22 protein-coding genes are annotated in these 14,552 nt (G+C 35.9%); all 22 read right to left on the bottom strand.

Going from position 1 to position 14,552, the window contains the following annotated elements:
• The gene (locus CLOCL_RS00800) at positions 1 to 861 is read right to left on the bottom strand and encodes an ATP-binding protein (protein ID WP_014253552.1); all 861 of its coding nucleotides are present in this window, start codon (positions 859 to 861) and stop codon (positions 1 to 3) included.
• A complete protein-coding gene (locus CLOCL_RS00795) occupies positions 846 to 1,682 on the bottom strand; it encodes a nucleotide-binding protein (RefSeq protein WP_014253551.1) in 837 nt (278 codons plus the stop codon). Before CLOCL_RS00795 ends, CLOCL_RS00800 begins: the two co-directional genes overlap by 16 nt.
• 1 nt (position 1,683) lies before the next feature.
• The gene (locus CLOCL_RS00790; RefSeq protein ID WP_014253550.1) at positions 1,684 to 2,079 is read right to left on the bottom strand and encodes a NifB/NifX family molybdenum-iron cluster-binding protein; all 396 of its coding nucleotides are present in this window, start codon (positions 2,077 to 2,079) and stop codon (positions 1,684 to 1,686) included.
• A gap of 23 nt (positions 2,080 to 2,102) precedes the next feature.
• On the bottom strand, positions 2,103 to 2,936 hold the full coding sequence (locus CLOCL_RS00785) for an Mrp/NBP35 family ATP-binding protein (RefSeq protein WP_014253549.1): 834 nt from the start codon (positions 2,934 to 2,936) through the stop codon (positions 2,103 to 2,105).
• 210 nt (positions 2,937 to 3,146) lie between these two features.
• Positions 3,147 to 3,707, bottom strand: coding sequence for a DUF2703 domain-containing protein (locus CLOCL_RS00780; protein WP_014253548.1), 561 nt, complete (start codon positions 3,705 to 3,707; stop codon positions 3,147 to 3,149).
• A gap of 80 nt (positions 3,708 to 3,787) precedes the next feature.
• Positions 3,788 to 4,327, bottom strand: coding sequence for an RNA polymerase sigma factor SigZ (sigZ, locus tag CLOCL_RS00775; protein WP_207636334.1), 540 nt, complete (start codon positions 4,325 to 4,327; stop codon positions 3,788 to 3,790).
• Positions 4,328 to 4,533: 206 nt separating this feature from the next.
• On the bottom strand, positions 4,534 to 4,761 hold the full coding sequence (locus CLOCL_RS00770) for a thioredoxin family protein (protein WP_014253547.1): 228 nt from the start codon (positions 4,759 to 4,761) through the stop codon (positions 4,534 to 4,536).
• A gap of 32 nt (positions 4,762 to 4,793) precedes the next feature.
• A complete protein-coding gene (locus CLOCL_RS00765; protein ID WP_041714807.1) occupies positions 4,794 to 4,997 on the bottom strand; it encodes a 4Fe-4S dicluster domain-containing protein in 204 nt (67 codons plus the stop codon).
• Positions 4,998 to 5,018: 21 nt separating this feature from the next.
• Positions 5,019 to 5,255 carry an ATP-binding protein gene (locus CLOCL_RS00760; protein ID WP_014253546.1) on the bottom strand — a complete coding sequence of 79 codons (237 nt, stop codon included), beginning with the start codon at positions 5,253 to 5,255 and terminating at the stop codon, positions 5,019 to 5,021.
• A gap of 23 nt (positions 5,256 to 5,278) precedes the next feature.
• Positions 5,279 to 5,809 carry a permease gene (locus CLOCL_RS00755; RefSeq protein WP_014253545.1) on the bottom strand — a complete coding sequence of 177 codons (531 nt, stop codon included), beginning with the start codon at positions 5,807 to 5,809 and terminating at the stop codon, positions 5,279 to 5,281.
• The gene (locus CLOCL_RS00750) at positions 5,806 to 6,291 is read right to left on the bottom strand and encodes a permease (RefSeq protein ID WP_014253544.1); all 486 of its coding nucleotides are present in this window, start codon (positions 6,289 to 6,291) and stop codon (positions 5,806 to 5,808) included. The genes CLOCL_RS00755 and CLOCL_RS00750 overlap by 4 nt, the downstream gene beginning before the upstream one ends.
• Before the next feature lie 77 nt (positions 6,292 to 6,368).
• Positions 6,369 to 7,385, bottom strand: a complete 1,017-nt coding sequence (locus CLOCL_RS00745; RefSeq protein ID WP_014253543.1) for a permease — start codon at positions 7,383 to 7,385, stop codon at positions 6,369 to 6,371.
• A gap of 107 nt (positions 7,386 to 7,492) precedes the next feature.
• Positions 7,493 to 7,894: an arsenate reductase ArsC gene (locus tag CLOCL_RS00740; protein WP_014253542.1), complete on the bottom strand. Its 402-nt coding sequence runs from the start codon at positions 7,892 to 7,894 to the stop codon at positions 7,493 to 7,495.
• A 24-nt stretch (positions 7,895 to 7,918) separates the two neighbouring features.
• The gene (gene arsB / locus CLOCL_RS00735) at positions 7,919 to 8,974 is read right to left on the bottom strand and encodes an ACR3 family arsenite efflux transporter (protein ID WP_014253541.1); all 1,056 of its coding nucleotides are present in this window, start codon (positions 8,972 to 8,974) and stop codon (positions 7,919 to 7,921) included.
• Positions 8,975 to 9,107: 133 nt separating this feature from the next.
• Positions 9,108 to 9,506 (bottom strand): ArsR/SmtB family transcription factor, encoded by a 399-nt coding sequence (locus tag CLOCL_RS00730; RefSeq protein WP_014253540.1) that lies wholly within the window; start codon positions 9,504 to 9,506, stop codon positions 9,108 to 9,110.
• A 411-nt stretch (positions 9,507 to 9,917) separates the two neighbouring features.
• Positions 9,918 to 10,523, bottom strand: a complete 606-nt coding sequence (locus tag CLOCL_RS00725) for a DUF6438 domain-containing protein (protein ID WP_014253539.1) — start codon at positions 10,521 to 10,523, stop codon at positions 9,918 to 9,920.
• Positions 10,524 to 10,571: 48 nt separating this feature from the next.
• Positions 10,572 to 10,928 (bottom strand): hypothetical protein, encoded by a 357-nt coding sequence (locus tag CLOCL_RS00720; RefSeq protein ID WP_014253538.1) that lies wholly within the window; start codon positions 10,926 to 10,928, stop codon positions 10,572 to 10,574.
• 62 nt (positions 10,929 to 10,990) lie between these two features.
• Positions 10,991 to 11,377, bottom strand: coding sequence for a VOC family protein (locus CLOCL_RS00715; protein ID WP_014253537.1), 387 nt, complete (start codon positions 11,375 to 11,377; stop codon positions 10,991 to 10,993).
• Between the two features lie 67 nt (positions 11,378 to 11,444).
• Entirely contained in the window at positions 11,445 to 12,278 is an 834-nt protein-coding gene (locus CLOCL_RS00710) for a nucleotidyltransferase domain-containing protein (RefSeq protein WP_041714804.1), read from the bottom strand.
• A 37-nt stretch (positions 12,279 to 12,315) separates the two neighbouring features.
• Positions 12,316 to 13,050: a class I SAM-dependent methyltransferase gene (locus tag CLOCL_RS00705; RefSeq protein ID WP_014253535.1), complete on the bottom strand. Its 735-nt coding sequence runs from the start codon at positions 13,048 to 13,050 to the stop codon at positions 12,316 to 12,318.
• Positions 13,051 to 13,144: 94 nt separating this feature from the next.
• Positions 13,145 to 13,798 carry a LysE family transporter gene (locus CLOCL_RS00700; RefSeq protein WP_041714802.1) on the bottom strand — a complete coding sequence of 218 codons (654 nt, stop codon included), beginning with the start codon at positions 13,796 to 13,798 and terminating at the stop codon, positions 13,145 to 13,147.
• A 53-nt stretch (positions 13,799 to 13,851) separates the two neighbouring features.
• Positions 13,852 to 14,439, bottom strand: coding sequence for an MBL fold metallo-hydrolase (locus tag CLOCL_RS00695; RefSeq protein WP_014253533.1), 588 nt, complete (start codon positions 14,437 to 14,439; stop codon positions 13,852 to 13,854).
• Positions 14,440 to 14,552 lie beyond the last annotated feature (113 nt).

The raw sequence follows: 14,552 nt of genomic DNA, 5'->3' as shown, positions 1-14,552 counted from the left end.
TTATTGATTTAAATATTTTATATACTTACAAATGTTATCCAACATCAGTCTTATAGCCTTATTTGCCTTGCTGCCCTCATAATAAACAATAGGCTTCACCTCGTTAATTGATTTCATAACTGTATCATCATAAGGTATTTTCCCTATTAAATAAACATCATTCTCTCTGCAAAAACTTTCAATTTCCTCTGCTACTTTCTCATTGATGTCGTATTTATTGATACAGGCGAGAGTAAGGACCCCGAAATGCCTGCATAACTCCATTACCCTCATAAAGTCCTCCAGACCCGATTGGGTAGGCTCTGTGACAATCAATACCGCATCGCTTCCCGTAATCGAAGATATTACAGGACAACCAATTCCTGGAGAGCCATCTATAATGATAAGGGTATTCTCATCCGAAAAATTTCTGGCATTACTGCGAAGCATAGTTATGAGTTTTCCCGACCCTTCGCTACCCACCTCCATCTGTGCCCTTGAAATAATTCCTTTATCGGTTTGGGTGATATAAACATCAGCAGTTTTCTTTTCTTTTAAACTGATGGCATTATGAGGGCAAACCAATATGCAAGCACCACAGCCCTCACATTTAAAAAAATCCACTTTACTATCTTTGATTGCGTCAAACTGGCATACTTTTTCACATTCATTGCAGCCTGAACAAAACTTTTTATCAATAACTGCTTTCTTTTCTCCATAAAAGTATTCCTTTCTTATATCTCTTCCATCGTAAAAAAGGTACAGATTGGGTGCATCCACATCGCAGTCTGCTTTTACTGCATCTTTTACAAGGTCAGAAAGGGCTAAGGCTATCGTGGTTTTACCCGTACCGCCCTTCCCACTTATTACTGTAAGTTCCAAGGGAACACCTCCCTCAATCTTTCTGCAATCTCCTCAAATATTTCTTTATATTCAGGCAGTTCCACAATCATTTTTCCGGAAGAATATACCTCTGCCGCTTTCCTTCGGTAAGGTATAACCCCTAATATTTCTATATTTTCCCTTTCACAGTATTTTTGAATTCTGTCATCCTCGGTAATATGTTTATTGATAACAACACCAAAGGGGAGATTGAAACTCCTTACCAGTTGTACTGCCATTTTTAAATCATGAAACCCAAAGGAAGAAGGTTCTGTTACCAATATTGCACCATCTGCATATTGAAGGGAACTTACTACATTGCAGGAGGTCCCCGGGGCGCAATCAATAAGATTTGTTCCAGCAGGAAGATTTTTTAGTAATCTTCTAATAACAGGCACTGCCATAGGTTCTCCCACATTTAAAATTCCTCTTTTGCAAATTAGGTTGCCATATTGGCCTTCCTCAATTGTCCCTATTATCCGTTTACCAAAAGTTAAAGCACTTTGCTTACACACTATCCCGCAGGCATGGCAGCCATGACAGAGTTTTTCAAAGAGCATAATGTCTTTCTTTGTTTTTACCAGTGCATTAAACTGGCACACTTTTGCACATTCTCCGCATAAGGTACATCTGCTGCTGTCCACAACAGGATAATCCACCTTAACTTCTTCTCTTTTTATTTGAGAGGGCTTTAAAAATATAAACCCATTAGGCTCTTCCACATCGCAGTCAATGTAATTGGCACCTGTAATAACAGAAAGGTTGGTGGATATGGTAGTTTTCCCTGTCCCTCCCTTTCCGCTTAATATGGCTATGTTCAACCTACCTTCCCCCTCTGAATCTCCTGCCTGTTCCCATGCTCATCCCTGCATGGGCAGGACCTGCCTGGGTTAACTCTTCTAATTTTCCTTCTTTGAACAGTTGTACAGCCGTTTCAACCTTAATGCTTCCACATCGGTAGACTTTAATATCCGAATTTTTAAACAGGTTAAAGGCATTAGGCCCCATATTTCCAGTGATGACAACATCCACATCTTCATCTATGATTTGTTGGGCTGCTGCAATTCCTGCCCCTCCTCCTGACATTTGACCCTTATTCTCAATTGCTTTTACCAAACCTCCTTCTGTGTCATAGATTACAAAGTAATTACATCTTCCGAATCTCACATCCATCATGCTGTTTAAATCCTTGCCCATCGAAGAAACTGCTATATTCATGAAATACCCCTCCAATTATCTTTTTATTTGTTTTCATTGACTGAAAGCATTATCCTTTCGATAATAATGCTTACTGTTTCATCCAATGATGCATTTTGTATTGTTTTATCTTTCTCGGAAAGATTGGCTATATCACTACACATAGGCAATTCCCCAAGAAGTTTTAAGTCTAATTTGCTTAAAAACTCTTCTGTGTTTTCACTACCAAATATTCTGATTTTTTTGTTGCAATCAGGGCATATAATATAACTCATATTTTCTACTACACCAATAACCTTAATGTTCATTGTTTTAACCATATTCACTGCTTTTGCGACTATCATAGACACTAAATCCTGGGGTACAGACACCATTACAATTCCATTGATGGGAATGGACTGCATCACCGTCAGCGCAACATCTCCCGTTCCTGGAGGCATATCAATGACCAAATAGTCAAGGTCTCCCCAGAAAACATCCGTCCAGAATTGCTTTACTGTCCCTGCAATTAAAGGCCCTCGCCATATAACAGGCTGCTCCTCCTCTTCCATCAATAAGTTCAGCGACATTACCTTTATTCCATTTTCAGTTGCCACTGGTAAAATTCCCAGTTCATTTGACTGGACTTTCTTGTCTTTTACTTTAAGAAGCCTTGGAATACTCGGTCCTGTTATATCCGCATCCAGGACACCTACTTTATAACCTTTTTTATTTAATTCTTCTGCAATAAGAGCAGATACCGTTGATTTGCCAACACCTCCCTTCCCACTCATAACACCGATTATTTTCTTTACAAAGTTATAAGGATTGTTTTCTATCATGCATCCCTCTTTTGTTTTACAATCCTCTTTTGTAGGACAATTTTCACAGTTAGACACTTTAAACACTCCTTTTGTTTTTGTCATATGCCAATTACATTATACATCCATATTATGTTATTGTCAAATGCCATTTATTCATGAAAGTTTTATATGGATAATGTAAAATAGAAAACCTTACAGCAAATGAGGTATATATCCACATTTACTGTAAGGTTTATAAACAAATTGCTTTACCTTATATATATTCCTAAATTACATTTTAAATATTCATACATCTTTTTGGCCCATAGAGTCAAAAAATCTCTTGAGATTTTCAGGAATCTCATATTCCTTTTCTTTACTTTGTTTACCATTCCCTGACAATTCGTTGTTACTGTATATTTCTCTAAGTATTGCATCAATTATCATTGCTTTTGGAGGGACATTGTATTCTTTACCTTTGTACACCCATACCCGACAGGCCACTTCATCTCCACATAAATCACCACACGATTCACAAAGAGATTCTTTTATTTCCAGTTGTATATCCTTTCCATTAATACGGATAGTAGGTGAACTCTCAAACCGGTACTGTATGGCCTTTTCCTTACTATCAATATGAATTTTATTTACAACAACTTCGGCGCCTGTTAATTCAAGCACTTTAGCAACATCCGCAATTGCTTCTTCAAGACTGTCCTCCGTACCCTGGCATCTCGTACATATGCTTAAATCCAAATACATAAAATCAATCACAATTTTCCTCTTTTCAGTACTATGAATTTCATCTTCACACCCGCAAATTGTACTACAGCAGGTGTTATTCCTTTGAGTTTCACAACATCCCATAATAAAACCTCCATCATAAAATTTAACTTCACTTTTATAGACGGAGGTTTTTTAAAAAGGACGCAAAATACATATATGTTTCAGCAATATTTACAACTATTTTCTTTATGCTGATATTCAACAATATTCCCATACACATCGAATTGAAACTTACAGCACTCAAAAAACTTCTCTTTTAACAGATTTCTCCCACGCTGAACTCTCGATTTAGCCCCTGATATTGACATACCGAGTTTTTGAGCCAGTTCTTTTTGTGTCAAACCGCCTAATTCTGTTAGCATGATAGCCTGCTTATATTTATCTGGAAGGCTGTCAATCATATTTTTCAGGCATAAAACCAATCCATTTATTATTTCTTCTTCATCATTATCGGTTTTTATCTCATCAGGCAAATCCGAAAATTCAGCAGTATCTCTTTTTTTTCTGTAATAATCGACAATCAAATTTCTTGTTATTCGGTACACCCACGCATATATTCTGTCATTATCCTTTACCTGGTTTATATTAGAATATATTTTTAAAAATACATCCTGAAGGATATCTTCCGCATCTTGCTCATTTGCCACCTTTTTGCGGATAAAGGTTTTCAGGCTGGAACTTAACTCTTTCCATAAAGCAATAATATCATACTTAATGGCTCATACCCCCTTTAAGACGCGGTTTAAGGTCGATGCACTTTCAGTACGACTTTCGCTGCGATAAAAGCAACTACAAACATCACTGCTCCTGCAACAGCAAATATCTGACCAATACCAAAAACATTTAATATCTGGCCATTAATCAATGTTCCAAATCCACTACCTTTAAAAATGTTAAATGATGTGATTTACAAGTATTTTTTAATATCTTCTACTGACGGAACTCTTCCCATCACTTTTACCTGTTCATCCACTACAAGAGCGGGTGTTTTCATTACACCATAGGCCATAATATCTTTGAAGTCCTGTACTTTTTCAATAGTGGCTTCAATCCCTAGTTCTTTTACAGCCTCTCTGACATTGGCTTCTAATTTCTTGCAATTAGCACATCCTGAACCTAAAACTTTAATTACCATAGTAAAATCCTCCTTCATCAACTGATATTTTTTCATTCCATTATTATCGCCATTCCACAACATTCCTTTGCACAGGTTCCACACGCTGTACATTTTGCATGGTCAATTTCAATTCTGCCACCTAAAGGTTCATCATCATCCTCGACATAACTTATTGCATGATTAGGACATGCATTTATCGCTTTGCAGATATTGGCCTGTGCAGAACACTTCTCCTTTAAAATAACTGGCCTCACACCTTCCACCTCCCCCGAAATTTAGCAGCAGCATCCGCAACTGCAATTATCCTTTCCACCTGTGTCGCCAACATACTCTATTGCACCTGAAGGACATAGTTTTTGACATCCTCTGCATCCATCAACACAGCCTTCAGGATATACCACTACAGGCCGTTCACCTTCTTTCTTGTAAACCCCATGTGAGCACTTGTTAAAGCATGCCCCGCACTCAATACAATTTTCATAGTTAATTACTGGATACCAGTTCTTTGACATTTAAACCCTCTCCTTTACAAATATCACATATTTTCAACTTTCCGATATATTTCCCTTATCTCTTCATTTGGGATTAATTGGGACAGTATATAGGCTATAAGAATTATTCCAGGAATATCAACCACCAGTCTTGTTACAGCAAATCTAGCACCCAATGCTGATATTTCAAATAAAAACATTGGTATCTTTGTAGTGGACCATGCTCCAATGAATATCAGTATATTGCTGAATTTTGCACCTTTTTTCATAAAAACTGCCGCCACTGGGAATGCCCCATAAAGAGGGCCTGCTGCTGCAGAGCCTAAAATGATGGACAGGATTACGCCTTTTATCCCTGAACCTTCTCCCATGTATTTCACCATCGTTTCTCTCGGAACCCATACATCCAGTAATCCTAAAAGAATAAATACAGGAGGGATGACAAGAGCCATTTCCTTAAAACTATACCCTGCAACACCAATGGCTTTTAGCCCAATGCTTCTATTTATCAAAGTAATAATCCCTATAATCCCGATAGTGACTAAAAAGAACCTATATCTTTTTATCAACTTCATATACCGCCCACCACCTTCCCAATTATATATGCTACCAGGAAAGAGAATATAAACGCTAAAACATTTCTTGCAATTGTAAGTTTTTTACCAAAGTATTTCATCTCTACGGGAGCCGTAACAATCCCTACCATCATAAGTGTAGAAACGAAGGCTCCAATCTGCATATACCCTGCACCATTTTGAAGAAGCATGGCAGCAGTAGGGAATGCCACAAACCCTGGAATAAGGGTAACTGCTCCAACCAAGGCTGCAAGAATAACGCCAAACCATCCTGATTCTGCTCCTATGACAGCAGATATGACTTGAGGGTTAAGTACGGCAAGCAGTATCCCTACCAGCATAATGACTCCAAGGAATTCTGGCAATATATTTTCAAATGACTTCCAGGCTTTCTTTAGAGCATTCTTTGTTTTGCTCTCATCTTTGAGAAAAGATATTACTAACAATATTAGCGTAACAGCATAAAGAATATAATTTCCCATGTTTAAGCACACCTTCCCCTACGTTTAAACCTCTTTTGAAACACATAGATAAACCCCTACTCTTTTATCAAACCTGCTTACACAAAAATATATGAAAAAGCATTAAATAAATATCCAATGATAATAATTCCTGCTGATACAATGGATACAAAGATTGCTAAAAGTTTAGGCTTTACTACCTTGCTGAGCATAATCATGGAAGGCAGCGACAAGGCTGTTACCGCCATCATAAATGACAATACCGTTCCCACGCCTACTCCTTTTGCAAATAATGCTTCGGCTATAGGCAGAGTGCCGAATATATCAGCATACATTGGAATGCCCACTACAGTAGCAAGCAACACTGCAAATGGATTATTGCCTCCAACCACATTTTCTATGATTGACTGAGGAATCCAGTTATGAATGGCTGCCCCTATTCCAACACCGATTAATACATATAGCCATACTCTCTGGATAATATCCCTGACCTGTTCCTTTGCATAAGATATTCTTTCCTTGCGGGTCATTTCAGGCACTTCGGCATCAACATTTTCGATTTCTCTTACATATCCTTCTACATATTTTTCAAGTCCCAACTTGTCAATCAAAGTTCCTCCGATAACCGCCAAAATCAAGCCTACAACAACATAGGCTATGGCAATTTTAGGACCGAAAAATGAAATTAACAACATTAATGACGCCAAATCCACCATTGGCGAAGATATTAAGAAAGAAAAGGTTATGCCTAAAGGCAAGCCAGCAGATGTGAAACCGATAAAAATCGGTATGCTGGAGCAACTGCAAAATGGAGTTATGGTACCAAGCAGTGCACCAAGTATATTCCCTTTAATGCCTTTTATCTTTCCGAGAATCTTCTTTGTCCTCTCTGGCGGAAAATAACTCTGGATATAGGATATGACAAATATTAATAGTGATAATAATATAAATATTTTTATTGTATCATATATAAAAAAGTGAATACTTCCACCTATTCTTTCGCTAACAGACAAACCAAATACTTTCTCCACAAGAAGTCTTACCAGTTCTGAAAGCCATCTCATTTTTAACAGTTGGTCGTTTAACCAACCGAATATCATGGCTAATATGTTCATATGAAAACATCCCCCTTACCCCTTGCACACTTAATGATATTTTCCAACATGTTTACACTTTTCAACTTCACTGCGCTTTTCTTATTTTACTAATTACATTACGCTTATCAAATCTGATTGTTCTTTACTCTCTGTACTAAATCCTCGACTTTTTCCTTAATTATATCTCTTGTTCTTCTGTAATCTTCTATTGGTCCGCCTGACGGGTCACTAAGTCCCCAATCTTCTCTATGTTGGCATGGTATATAAGGGCATTCTACATTACATCCCATCGTTATTAAAATATCTACTTCCGCTGGAATATCGCTTAATAGTTTCGGATAATGGCCGCTCATATCCACTCCTGCTTCTTCCATTACCTGTACTGCCAGTGGTTTTACTTCAGGGTAATTTTCTGTCCCTGCCGAGTATGCTTCCAATACGTCACTTCCCATTTTCTTTGCCCAACCTTCTGCCATTTGAGAACGACAAGAGTTGTGGACACACACAAATGCAACCTTCTTTTTCATTCGATACCACCTTTTTTTATAAGTTTATTGAAACCAATGCCTTGTATTATTTGCAATCATGACCAACGTAAGCATGACCGGGACTTCAACCAATACTCCTACAACTGTTGCAAGAGCGGCTCCAGATTCCAGGCCAAAGAGTGAAATTGCCACTGCAACTGCAAGTTCAAAGAAATTGCTTGCTCCAATCATTCCCGCAGGAGCCGCTATATCATGGGGAAGTTTCCATACCTTTGCCCATCCATAAGCAATGAAGAATATAAAGAATGTCAGGATAATTAATGGTATAGCAATTAATATAATATGCAAGGGATTACTTAAAATTATTTCACCCTGGAACGAGAAAATAATTACTAAAGTGAGAAGTAAACCTACGATAGTTACATTATCAAATTTCTTGAGAAAAATGTTCTCGAAATACTCTATGCCCTTATGTTTGATGATGTTCCTTCTAGTAAGGTACCCTCCTACCAATGGAATAACAACAAACAGGATTGTTGATAATACCAGTGTGTCATAAGGAACGCTTACATTACTTACACCTAACAGGAATGCGACAATTGGTGTAAATGCAAACAATATAATCAGGTCATTCACTGCTACCTGCACTAATGTATAAGCAGGGTCGCCTTTTGTCAAATAACTCCATACGAACACCATAGCGGTACATGGTGCGGCTCCTAATAATACTGCACCTGCAAGATAGTCTGTCGCCAAATCCGAACCAATCCACCTGCTGAATACCACTTTTAAGAAAAACGCTGCTATAAGATACATTGTAAAAGGCTTGATAAGCCAGTTTGTTACACAAGTAACTATTAGTCCCTTCGGTTTTTTTGTTGCCCTGACAATGCTTGAAAAATCAATTTTCAGCATCATTGGGTATATCATTAGCCATATGAGAATAGCAACAGGAATTGATACATTTGCATATTCAAATTTGCTTAAAGTTTCAGGGATTACAGGAATTAATCGTCCTATGGCAACTCCTACTATAATACATGCTGCTACCCACAGTGTAAGGTACTTTTCGAAAAAACCTAATCCTTTTTTTTCTTGCATTGCTTCTTTGCTACTCATGTTTTATGCCCCCAGTCCATTTGAATTATCTTGTTTTTACTATATGATTATATTCTGTTATAATCATATAGTGACTAATTTAAATTTTTACAGAAAAATAACTAAAATCATATTTTCTATTTTTATAATTTTATCAATTGTTTTTGCACTGCTCTCGAAGATACTTAAGAACCTGACTTTTATCTTCCCGCAGTTGCTCACATGTAAAGTTACTATTTTTATATTTTTTAAGTCTTTCTATATCTCTTTGCAATTGTGTATTTTCAGCCAACTTATTTTTAATAAATTCATACAGTAGGTCATTTTCTTTAATAAAATCGTTATCAACTCTGTAATAGACCCATTGCGATTTCTTTTCACTGGTTATAATACCTGAAGTTTTTAATTTATTTAGATGCCTTGAAGCATTAGACTGCGTCATATCCAGCACTGTTTCTATCTCGCACACACAGAGTTCCTGTCTTATTAGCAAATTGAGTATTCTAATTCTGTTTTCATCTCCCAACGCTTTAAAGATTTCTATTAAATCCAATTTATCACCACCATATGATTATATTCATTTATACTCATATAATAATGCTAATTTTTGCTTTTGTCAATAAATGCATAGTCCTTTTTGTCTTAATTTAATTCAAAAGACCAGTGGATACAATACCGTAATGGACTATCTGAGAAAATAATTGCGCAGCATCACAAGTTTTGAATAGACCAAAAACACCTAAGATTCACTTAAAAAGATTTTTTTAAATGAGTAAGACATAACTTATACAGACAGTAAGAAAAAAATGCCTTGTAAAGACTGCCAAATCTCCAAAGCATCCTCAAAAATCCTAATAGGCCTATATAACCAAAAAAACATTACTAAAGTCAAAGTGTTGGCTCACCTTGGCTTTTATATATCATTATATATTATATCATATTTTTTCCCGATTTTCATATCTTCCTATAAATTCTCATTACTGTACTTAAACTCTCTCATAAGTATTAGCGGTTCATAATAATCATCTGTAGCAACACCAATCTTCCTGGTTTTCCATTTTAATGCTTCTTGATTAGTGCAGTCTTTTTCTACTAGAGATATTGCTTCTTTTTCCGTAGCAGAAATAACCATGTATCTTATTGATGGCTTTAAAATCTTTTCTTCAACAAAGTATATGTACAACGTTGGATTTACATATTTTTTTGTGCCTATAATTCTTTCTATCTTATTTTCAAATGCTGTCAGACTATCATCTATCGAAATATGTCCATAATAGTGGTCAATTTCTTTGGTTTCTCCATTAGAATACTTTACTGTGGTGATGCAAGAAGGACGGTCTGTAATAAACTCATCCCCTGGCTCATATATAAAAGACTTAAACCCAAAATCCCCAATCAAGTCATTTAACTGATTTACTTTTTTCTCTGATATCTTCCAATAATGCTCTCCGCTCTTATATACAAACATTTCTCCATAATAATTTACATTACCCTCTTTATCTACCATAACACTATAAACAGGGCAAGTCCCAAAACACATTGTTCTTTGCAATTTTATATATTCAAACATGATACTCCCCCTTTTCATCTGTATATTCATATTCTTATATAAAAAATACTATATTCCATAGTGAATTAAATACTTATTTTTAATAATTGCATCAGATACCTTTTCAATAAGCAATTTAAGTTCCTGCGATTGATAATGGCTATTTGCCTTTATAATAACATCTCTAAATTGCTTAAGAGATTCTGGAGGGATAAGCGTTACACCACAATAATCTAATCCTACACCTGGTTGGGTTGTAACCTGAAAATATGTCTTTATTGCCATTAATTCTTCATTATACTTTATAATTAATTCTTCAACTAAATCGTCGTTGACAGAAATACAATTATATTTTTCAGGTTCATAGTCACTATACCATTTGTTTTCTTCAAAAGAATCTATTATTCCAAACTCATGCTTTTCCAAATTATTACTCCCACACAAGTATGTATAACCTCTTAATACATATTTCTATAGAAAGTTTTGACCTAAATAATCTCTGAAAAAATTTCATGTATATTGCCATCTGGGTCTGCAAATAATGCTGTTCTTCGATTCCAGGGCATATTTTGAGGTTGATGAACAGGAGTTGCTCCCATCGTAACTAACTTTTTAAATGCTTCATCTACATCATCAGGATTTTCACATGGAAAGGCCAATTCAAAAGCCTGACCAACTACTTTTTTCCTATACTCATCACTATATGAATACATAACATTTCTCATACATATAGCAAATCTTACTCCATTATTTTCAAATTCAACATAATTGCCAAGGTCATTTTTAATTCTAAATCCAAGGACTTGATTATAAAAATTTCTCATCCTGTCAATTTTATCTGTCCAAATTGTAATAAGGTTAATCTCTGCTTTCATTATAGGTTTCTCCTTCTTAATTTCTCGCTTGTAGTTCGTAATATAAGTTCTATACAAAATGATTTTATTACTTAACAAGAAGGATTTCTGTTTCAGAAATAAGTTCCTTAAGCATATTTATCCCTTCTCTTGTAGTATCTCTATCAGCGGAAAGTAATGTAATAATCTTATCTATTCTATTTTTATAATCCCTGGGCTTTATAAAAAAGCCATCAATCATCCTGACCGCTTTTTTCTCATTAATGCAGTATTCTTCATTCAAAGCAAATAAAACTTGATTTAAGCAAGAAATACTTCTGAAACAATGTCCACATACATAATAAATGTCATCCTTATCGACATTATCCTCAGCAAACATTAAGGAAAAGGAGGCCTCAAACATAAAATATTGAACTATTGCATCTTTTAAAGTTTGAGGATATGGCTTGGTTCTGGATTTTAATTCTGAAATTTTACCCCTAGGGTCAACAAGTATTTTGCAAACGGAAATTTCGCCCATATACATTACATTTAAATATGCATGGGGATGACCAGTTTGGTAATGAGCAGATACTTTTCCTGCCAAACAATCATCAATAACCTGAGACACCCTTTTTATGTCACGTAATATAAAATCTACATGATATTCTTGAATAACAAGCCATCCACCTGCATTTACCCAAGGACCCCACCCACCTATTTGCGTAATTAAATTTTCTCTATGCTCATCATCTAGTTTTGCAGCAACCTTGCCTAATTCTCTGATATCAAAGCCCTCTGTTTCATCATAGTATATTCCAATATCTATGTCGGACTTTTCATGATGGGTACCTCTTGCTCTTGAACCTCCTAAAACTATACCTATAATACCTGGTATGCCTTCCAATTCTCTGCTGATTTGATTCAAAATATTTTCTACCATCACAGCACTTCACCTCTGCCTTCATTTCATTCTAATATCACTTCTTTCTTGCAGACACAAGCAGCATCATTGGTCGGCGCAGTTCATCCAACATTCCAGGTACTGTGTTGAGCATATTTTCTTCAGGTTCAGGCTCAACAACCCCTGTTATTTCAAATCCTATTTTTATGAGACTATTTAAGTATGTAGTAAGTGTTCGGTGATATTTAATAACTTCTTCACCTAAAAATTTAGCATTACGAATACCTTCCGTAAAATAATGGTCAACTGGCCAATGCAGAATATTACCCTTATCATCATAATACCAATCCTGAGGGCCTTGCGCTGTAAAAATGGGATGCTCTATAGAAAATACAAAATCTCCACCCCTTGAAAGGCATTTATATACTCTATCTAAAACATCCTCAAAGGATTTAATATAGTGAAGAGCCAGGGAACTGATAACAACCTCAAAGGATTCTTCAGGAAAATCTATGTCCTCTATTGGCATACAGATATACTCGATATTCCCATATTTCGTTTTATTCTTTGCCTCACTTAACATCTTTTGTGAAATATCAATTCCAATTACTGACTTTGCACCGTTCTCTACAGCATAGCGACAATGCCATCCAAACCCGCAGCCTAAATCTAAAACCCTTTTATCTTTGAAGTTAGGCATCATCTTTTTTAGTTCATGCCACTCCCCCGCACCTTCAAGACCATTTTTTGAACGGTTCATGTTGCTATATTTATTGAAAAAGACATCATCATCGTATTTGTTTTGATTCATTATAATTACCCCTTTCTATTTGTCATAAATCCAGCAATAGTTAAAACAGTTATATATACAAATGCTAATTCGAACTATATACCTATCTTTTTTCTCACTCTATCGCCCCTAATAGCATCTTCCAGCCACTGCCTATAAAATAGATTGAAAATGCTACAATAAATATGCCTAACAATATAATTATCCATCGATATAGGGTATCACTTATCAGTTTCTTTCCTCTGGAAAATGCCGTGGATATTGCTGTATACCATACAAAGTCCGATAGGATATGCCCTATGAAAAAGAACAAAACACCAATTAACCCTGAAGTATAAGACTGGCGTATTGATTCTATACCTGTTGACGCCCACCAGAGAATAAAATACGGATTGGTAGCACTTACAAGCGCTCCCGCTAATGCAAGATTCCTCACTCCGGCACTATTCCCTGCTCTTTGGCTCTCCAAAGAAACTGATTTATTAATACCAGATTTTATCATTCCATAGCCCATCCATGCAAGAAAAGCACCGCCAAAAAATCCAATAAATCCTGCAACTGTCGGATTAGAAAAGAAATCTTTAAGCCCGAATGTCATGATGACAATTAATATAAATTCCAGTATTCCATGCCCTAATACTGTCAAAGGGCCTGCTGTCCACCCCTTTTTAAGACTGCCGTCAATTGTAACCCCCAACATAGGCCCAGGCATCATTGCTCCTGAAAAGCCTATTAAAAAAGCGCTGATGAAGATTCCCCACAAAACCACTTTAATTAACCTCTCTTTTAGCCAAAATATCTTACTATCAACATCGGTGTACACTAAATTATTGTGTACGGGTTTCCATGACCTGGAAATATTTTTGTTATTTTATAATCCTTTATTAATTTCCAACTGTTTTTGATTGTTTGGTCGTTATAGGCTTCCATAAGACTGAATTCCGGAAGGTCGCCTGTGAATGCACAACATCCATCAATAGTGAGGCTTATGCTATCATCTGTATGACCAGGCGTTTGGATTATTTCCCCTTCTATTCCCATACTTTTGAGGAAGTCTCTACTTTCTTTGCTGGAAATTACGATATTACCCTCAGGTAGAATATCTGTAAAATTAAATTGATTATTCTTTTTGTAAAAGTTGTTTAAATTGTCTACAAAAGCAACCTGACATTCATGTAAAATTAATCTTATTCCTAAATTCTTTAAGTCTTGAGCAATCCCAGCATGGTCCGGATGGAAATGTGTTACAATTAAATATTTGATATCACTTATTTTGATATTATGCTGATTCAATAAGTTCATAAGCCGATAAAGAGTACCAGGAAAATCAGTATCTATCATTATCCATCCGCAACTGGATTCAAGGAGATAACAATTTGTCCTTTTACAAATTAAGTTCAGTATTTTCATCTATACTCACCTCGAAGGTTTAATCATCGTACCCATATATATGTATATCATTATTAGCAGTATTTTTTATGAAGATTTTATTTCGTATAATAATACAGTTTAGACACAAAATA

It is taken from the genome of Acetivibrio clariflavus DSM 19732, assembly GCF_000237085.1.
In the GTDB taxonomy this organism is placed as follows: Bacteria; Bacillota; Clostridia; order Acetivibrionales; family Acetivibrionaceae; genus Acetivibrio; species Acetivibrio clariflavus.
The sequence above is the reverse complement of the archived record's forward strand: the minus strand, read 5'-3'. Positions and strand labels throughout refer to the sequence as shown.

Coding starts and splice junctions, on each gene's coding strand:
- CLOCL_RS00790 (WP_014253550.1), bottom strand. CDS start 2,079: ATGAATATAGCAGTTTCTTCGATGGGCAAGGATTTAAACAGCATGATG.
- CLOCL_RS00780 (WP_014253548.1), bottom strand. CDS start 3,707: ATGGGATGTTGTGAAACTCAAAGGAATAACACCTGCTGTAGTACAATT.
- CLOCL_RS00770 (WP_014253547.1), bottom strand. CDS start 4,761: ATGGTAATTAAAGTTTTAGGTTCAGGATGTGCTAATTGCAAGAAATTA.
- CLOCL_RS00760 (WP_014253546.1), bottom strand. CDS start 5,255: ATGTCAAAGAACTGGTATCCAGTAATTAACTATGAAAATTGTATTGAG.
- CLOCL_RS00755 (WP_014253545.1), bottom strand. CDS start 5,809: ATGAAGTTGATAAAAAGATATAGGTTCTTTTTAGTCACTATCGGGATT.
- CLOCL_RS00750 (WP_014253544.1), bottom strand. CDS start 6,291: ATGGGAAATTATATTCTTTATGCTGTTACGCTAATATTGTTAGTAATA.
- CLOCL_RS00745 (WP_014253543.1), bottom strand. CDS start 7,385: ATGAACATATTAGCCATGATATTCGGTTGGTTAAACGACCAACTGTTA.
- CLOCL_RS00740 (WP_014253542.1), bottom strand. CDS start 7,894: ATGAAAAAGAAGGTTGCATTTGTGTGTGTCCACAACTCTTGTCGTTCT.
- arsB (WP_014253541.1), bottom strand. CDS start 8,974: ATGAGTAGCAAAGAAGCAATGCAAGAAAAAAAAGGATTAGGTTTTTTC.
- CLOCL_RS00725 (WP_014253539.1), bottom strand. CDS start 10,523: ATGTTTGAATATATAAAATTGCAAAGAACAATGTGTTTTGGGACTTGC.
- CLOCL_RS00715 (WP_014253537.1), bottom strand. CDS start 11,377: ATGAAAGCAGAGATTAACCTTATTACAATTTGGACAGATAAAATTGAC.
- CLOCL_RS00710 (WP_041714804.1), bottom strand. CDS start 12,278: ATGGTAGAAAATATTTTGAATCAAATCAGCAGAGAATTGGAAGGCATA.
- CLOCL_RS00705 (WP_014253535.1), bottom strand. CDS start 13,050: ATGAATCAAAACAAATACGATGATGATGTCTTTTTCAATAAATATAGC.
- CLOCL_RS00695 (WP_014253533.1), bottom strand. CDS start 14,439: ATGAAAATACTGAACTTAATTTGTAAAAGGACAAATTGTTATCTCCTT.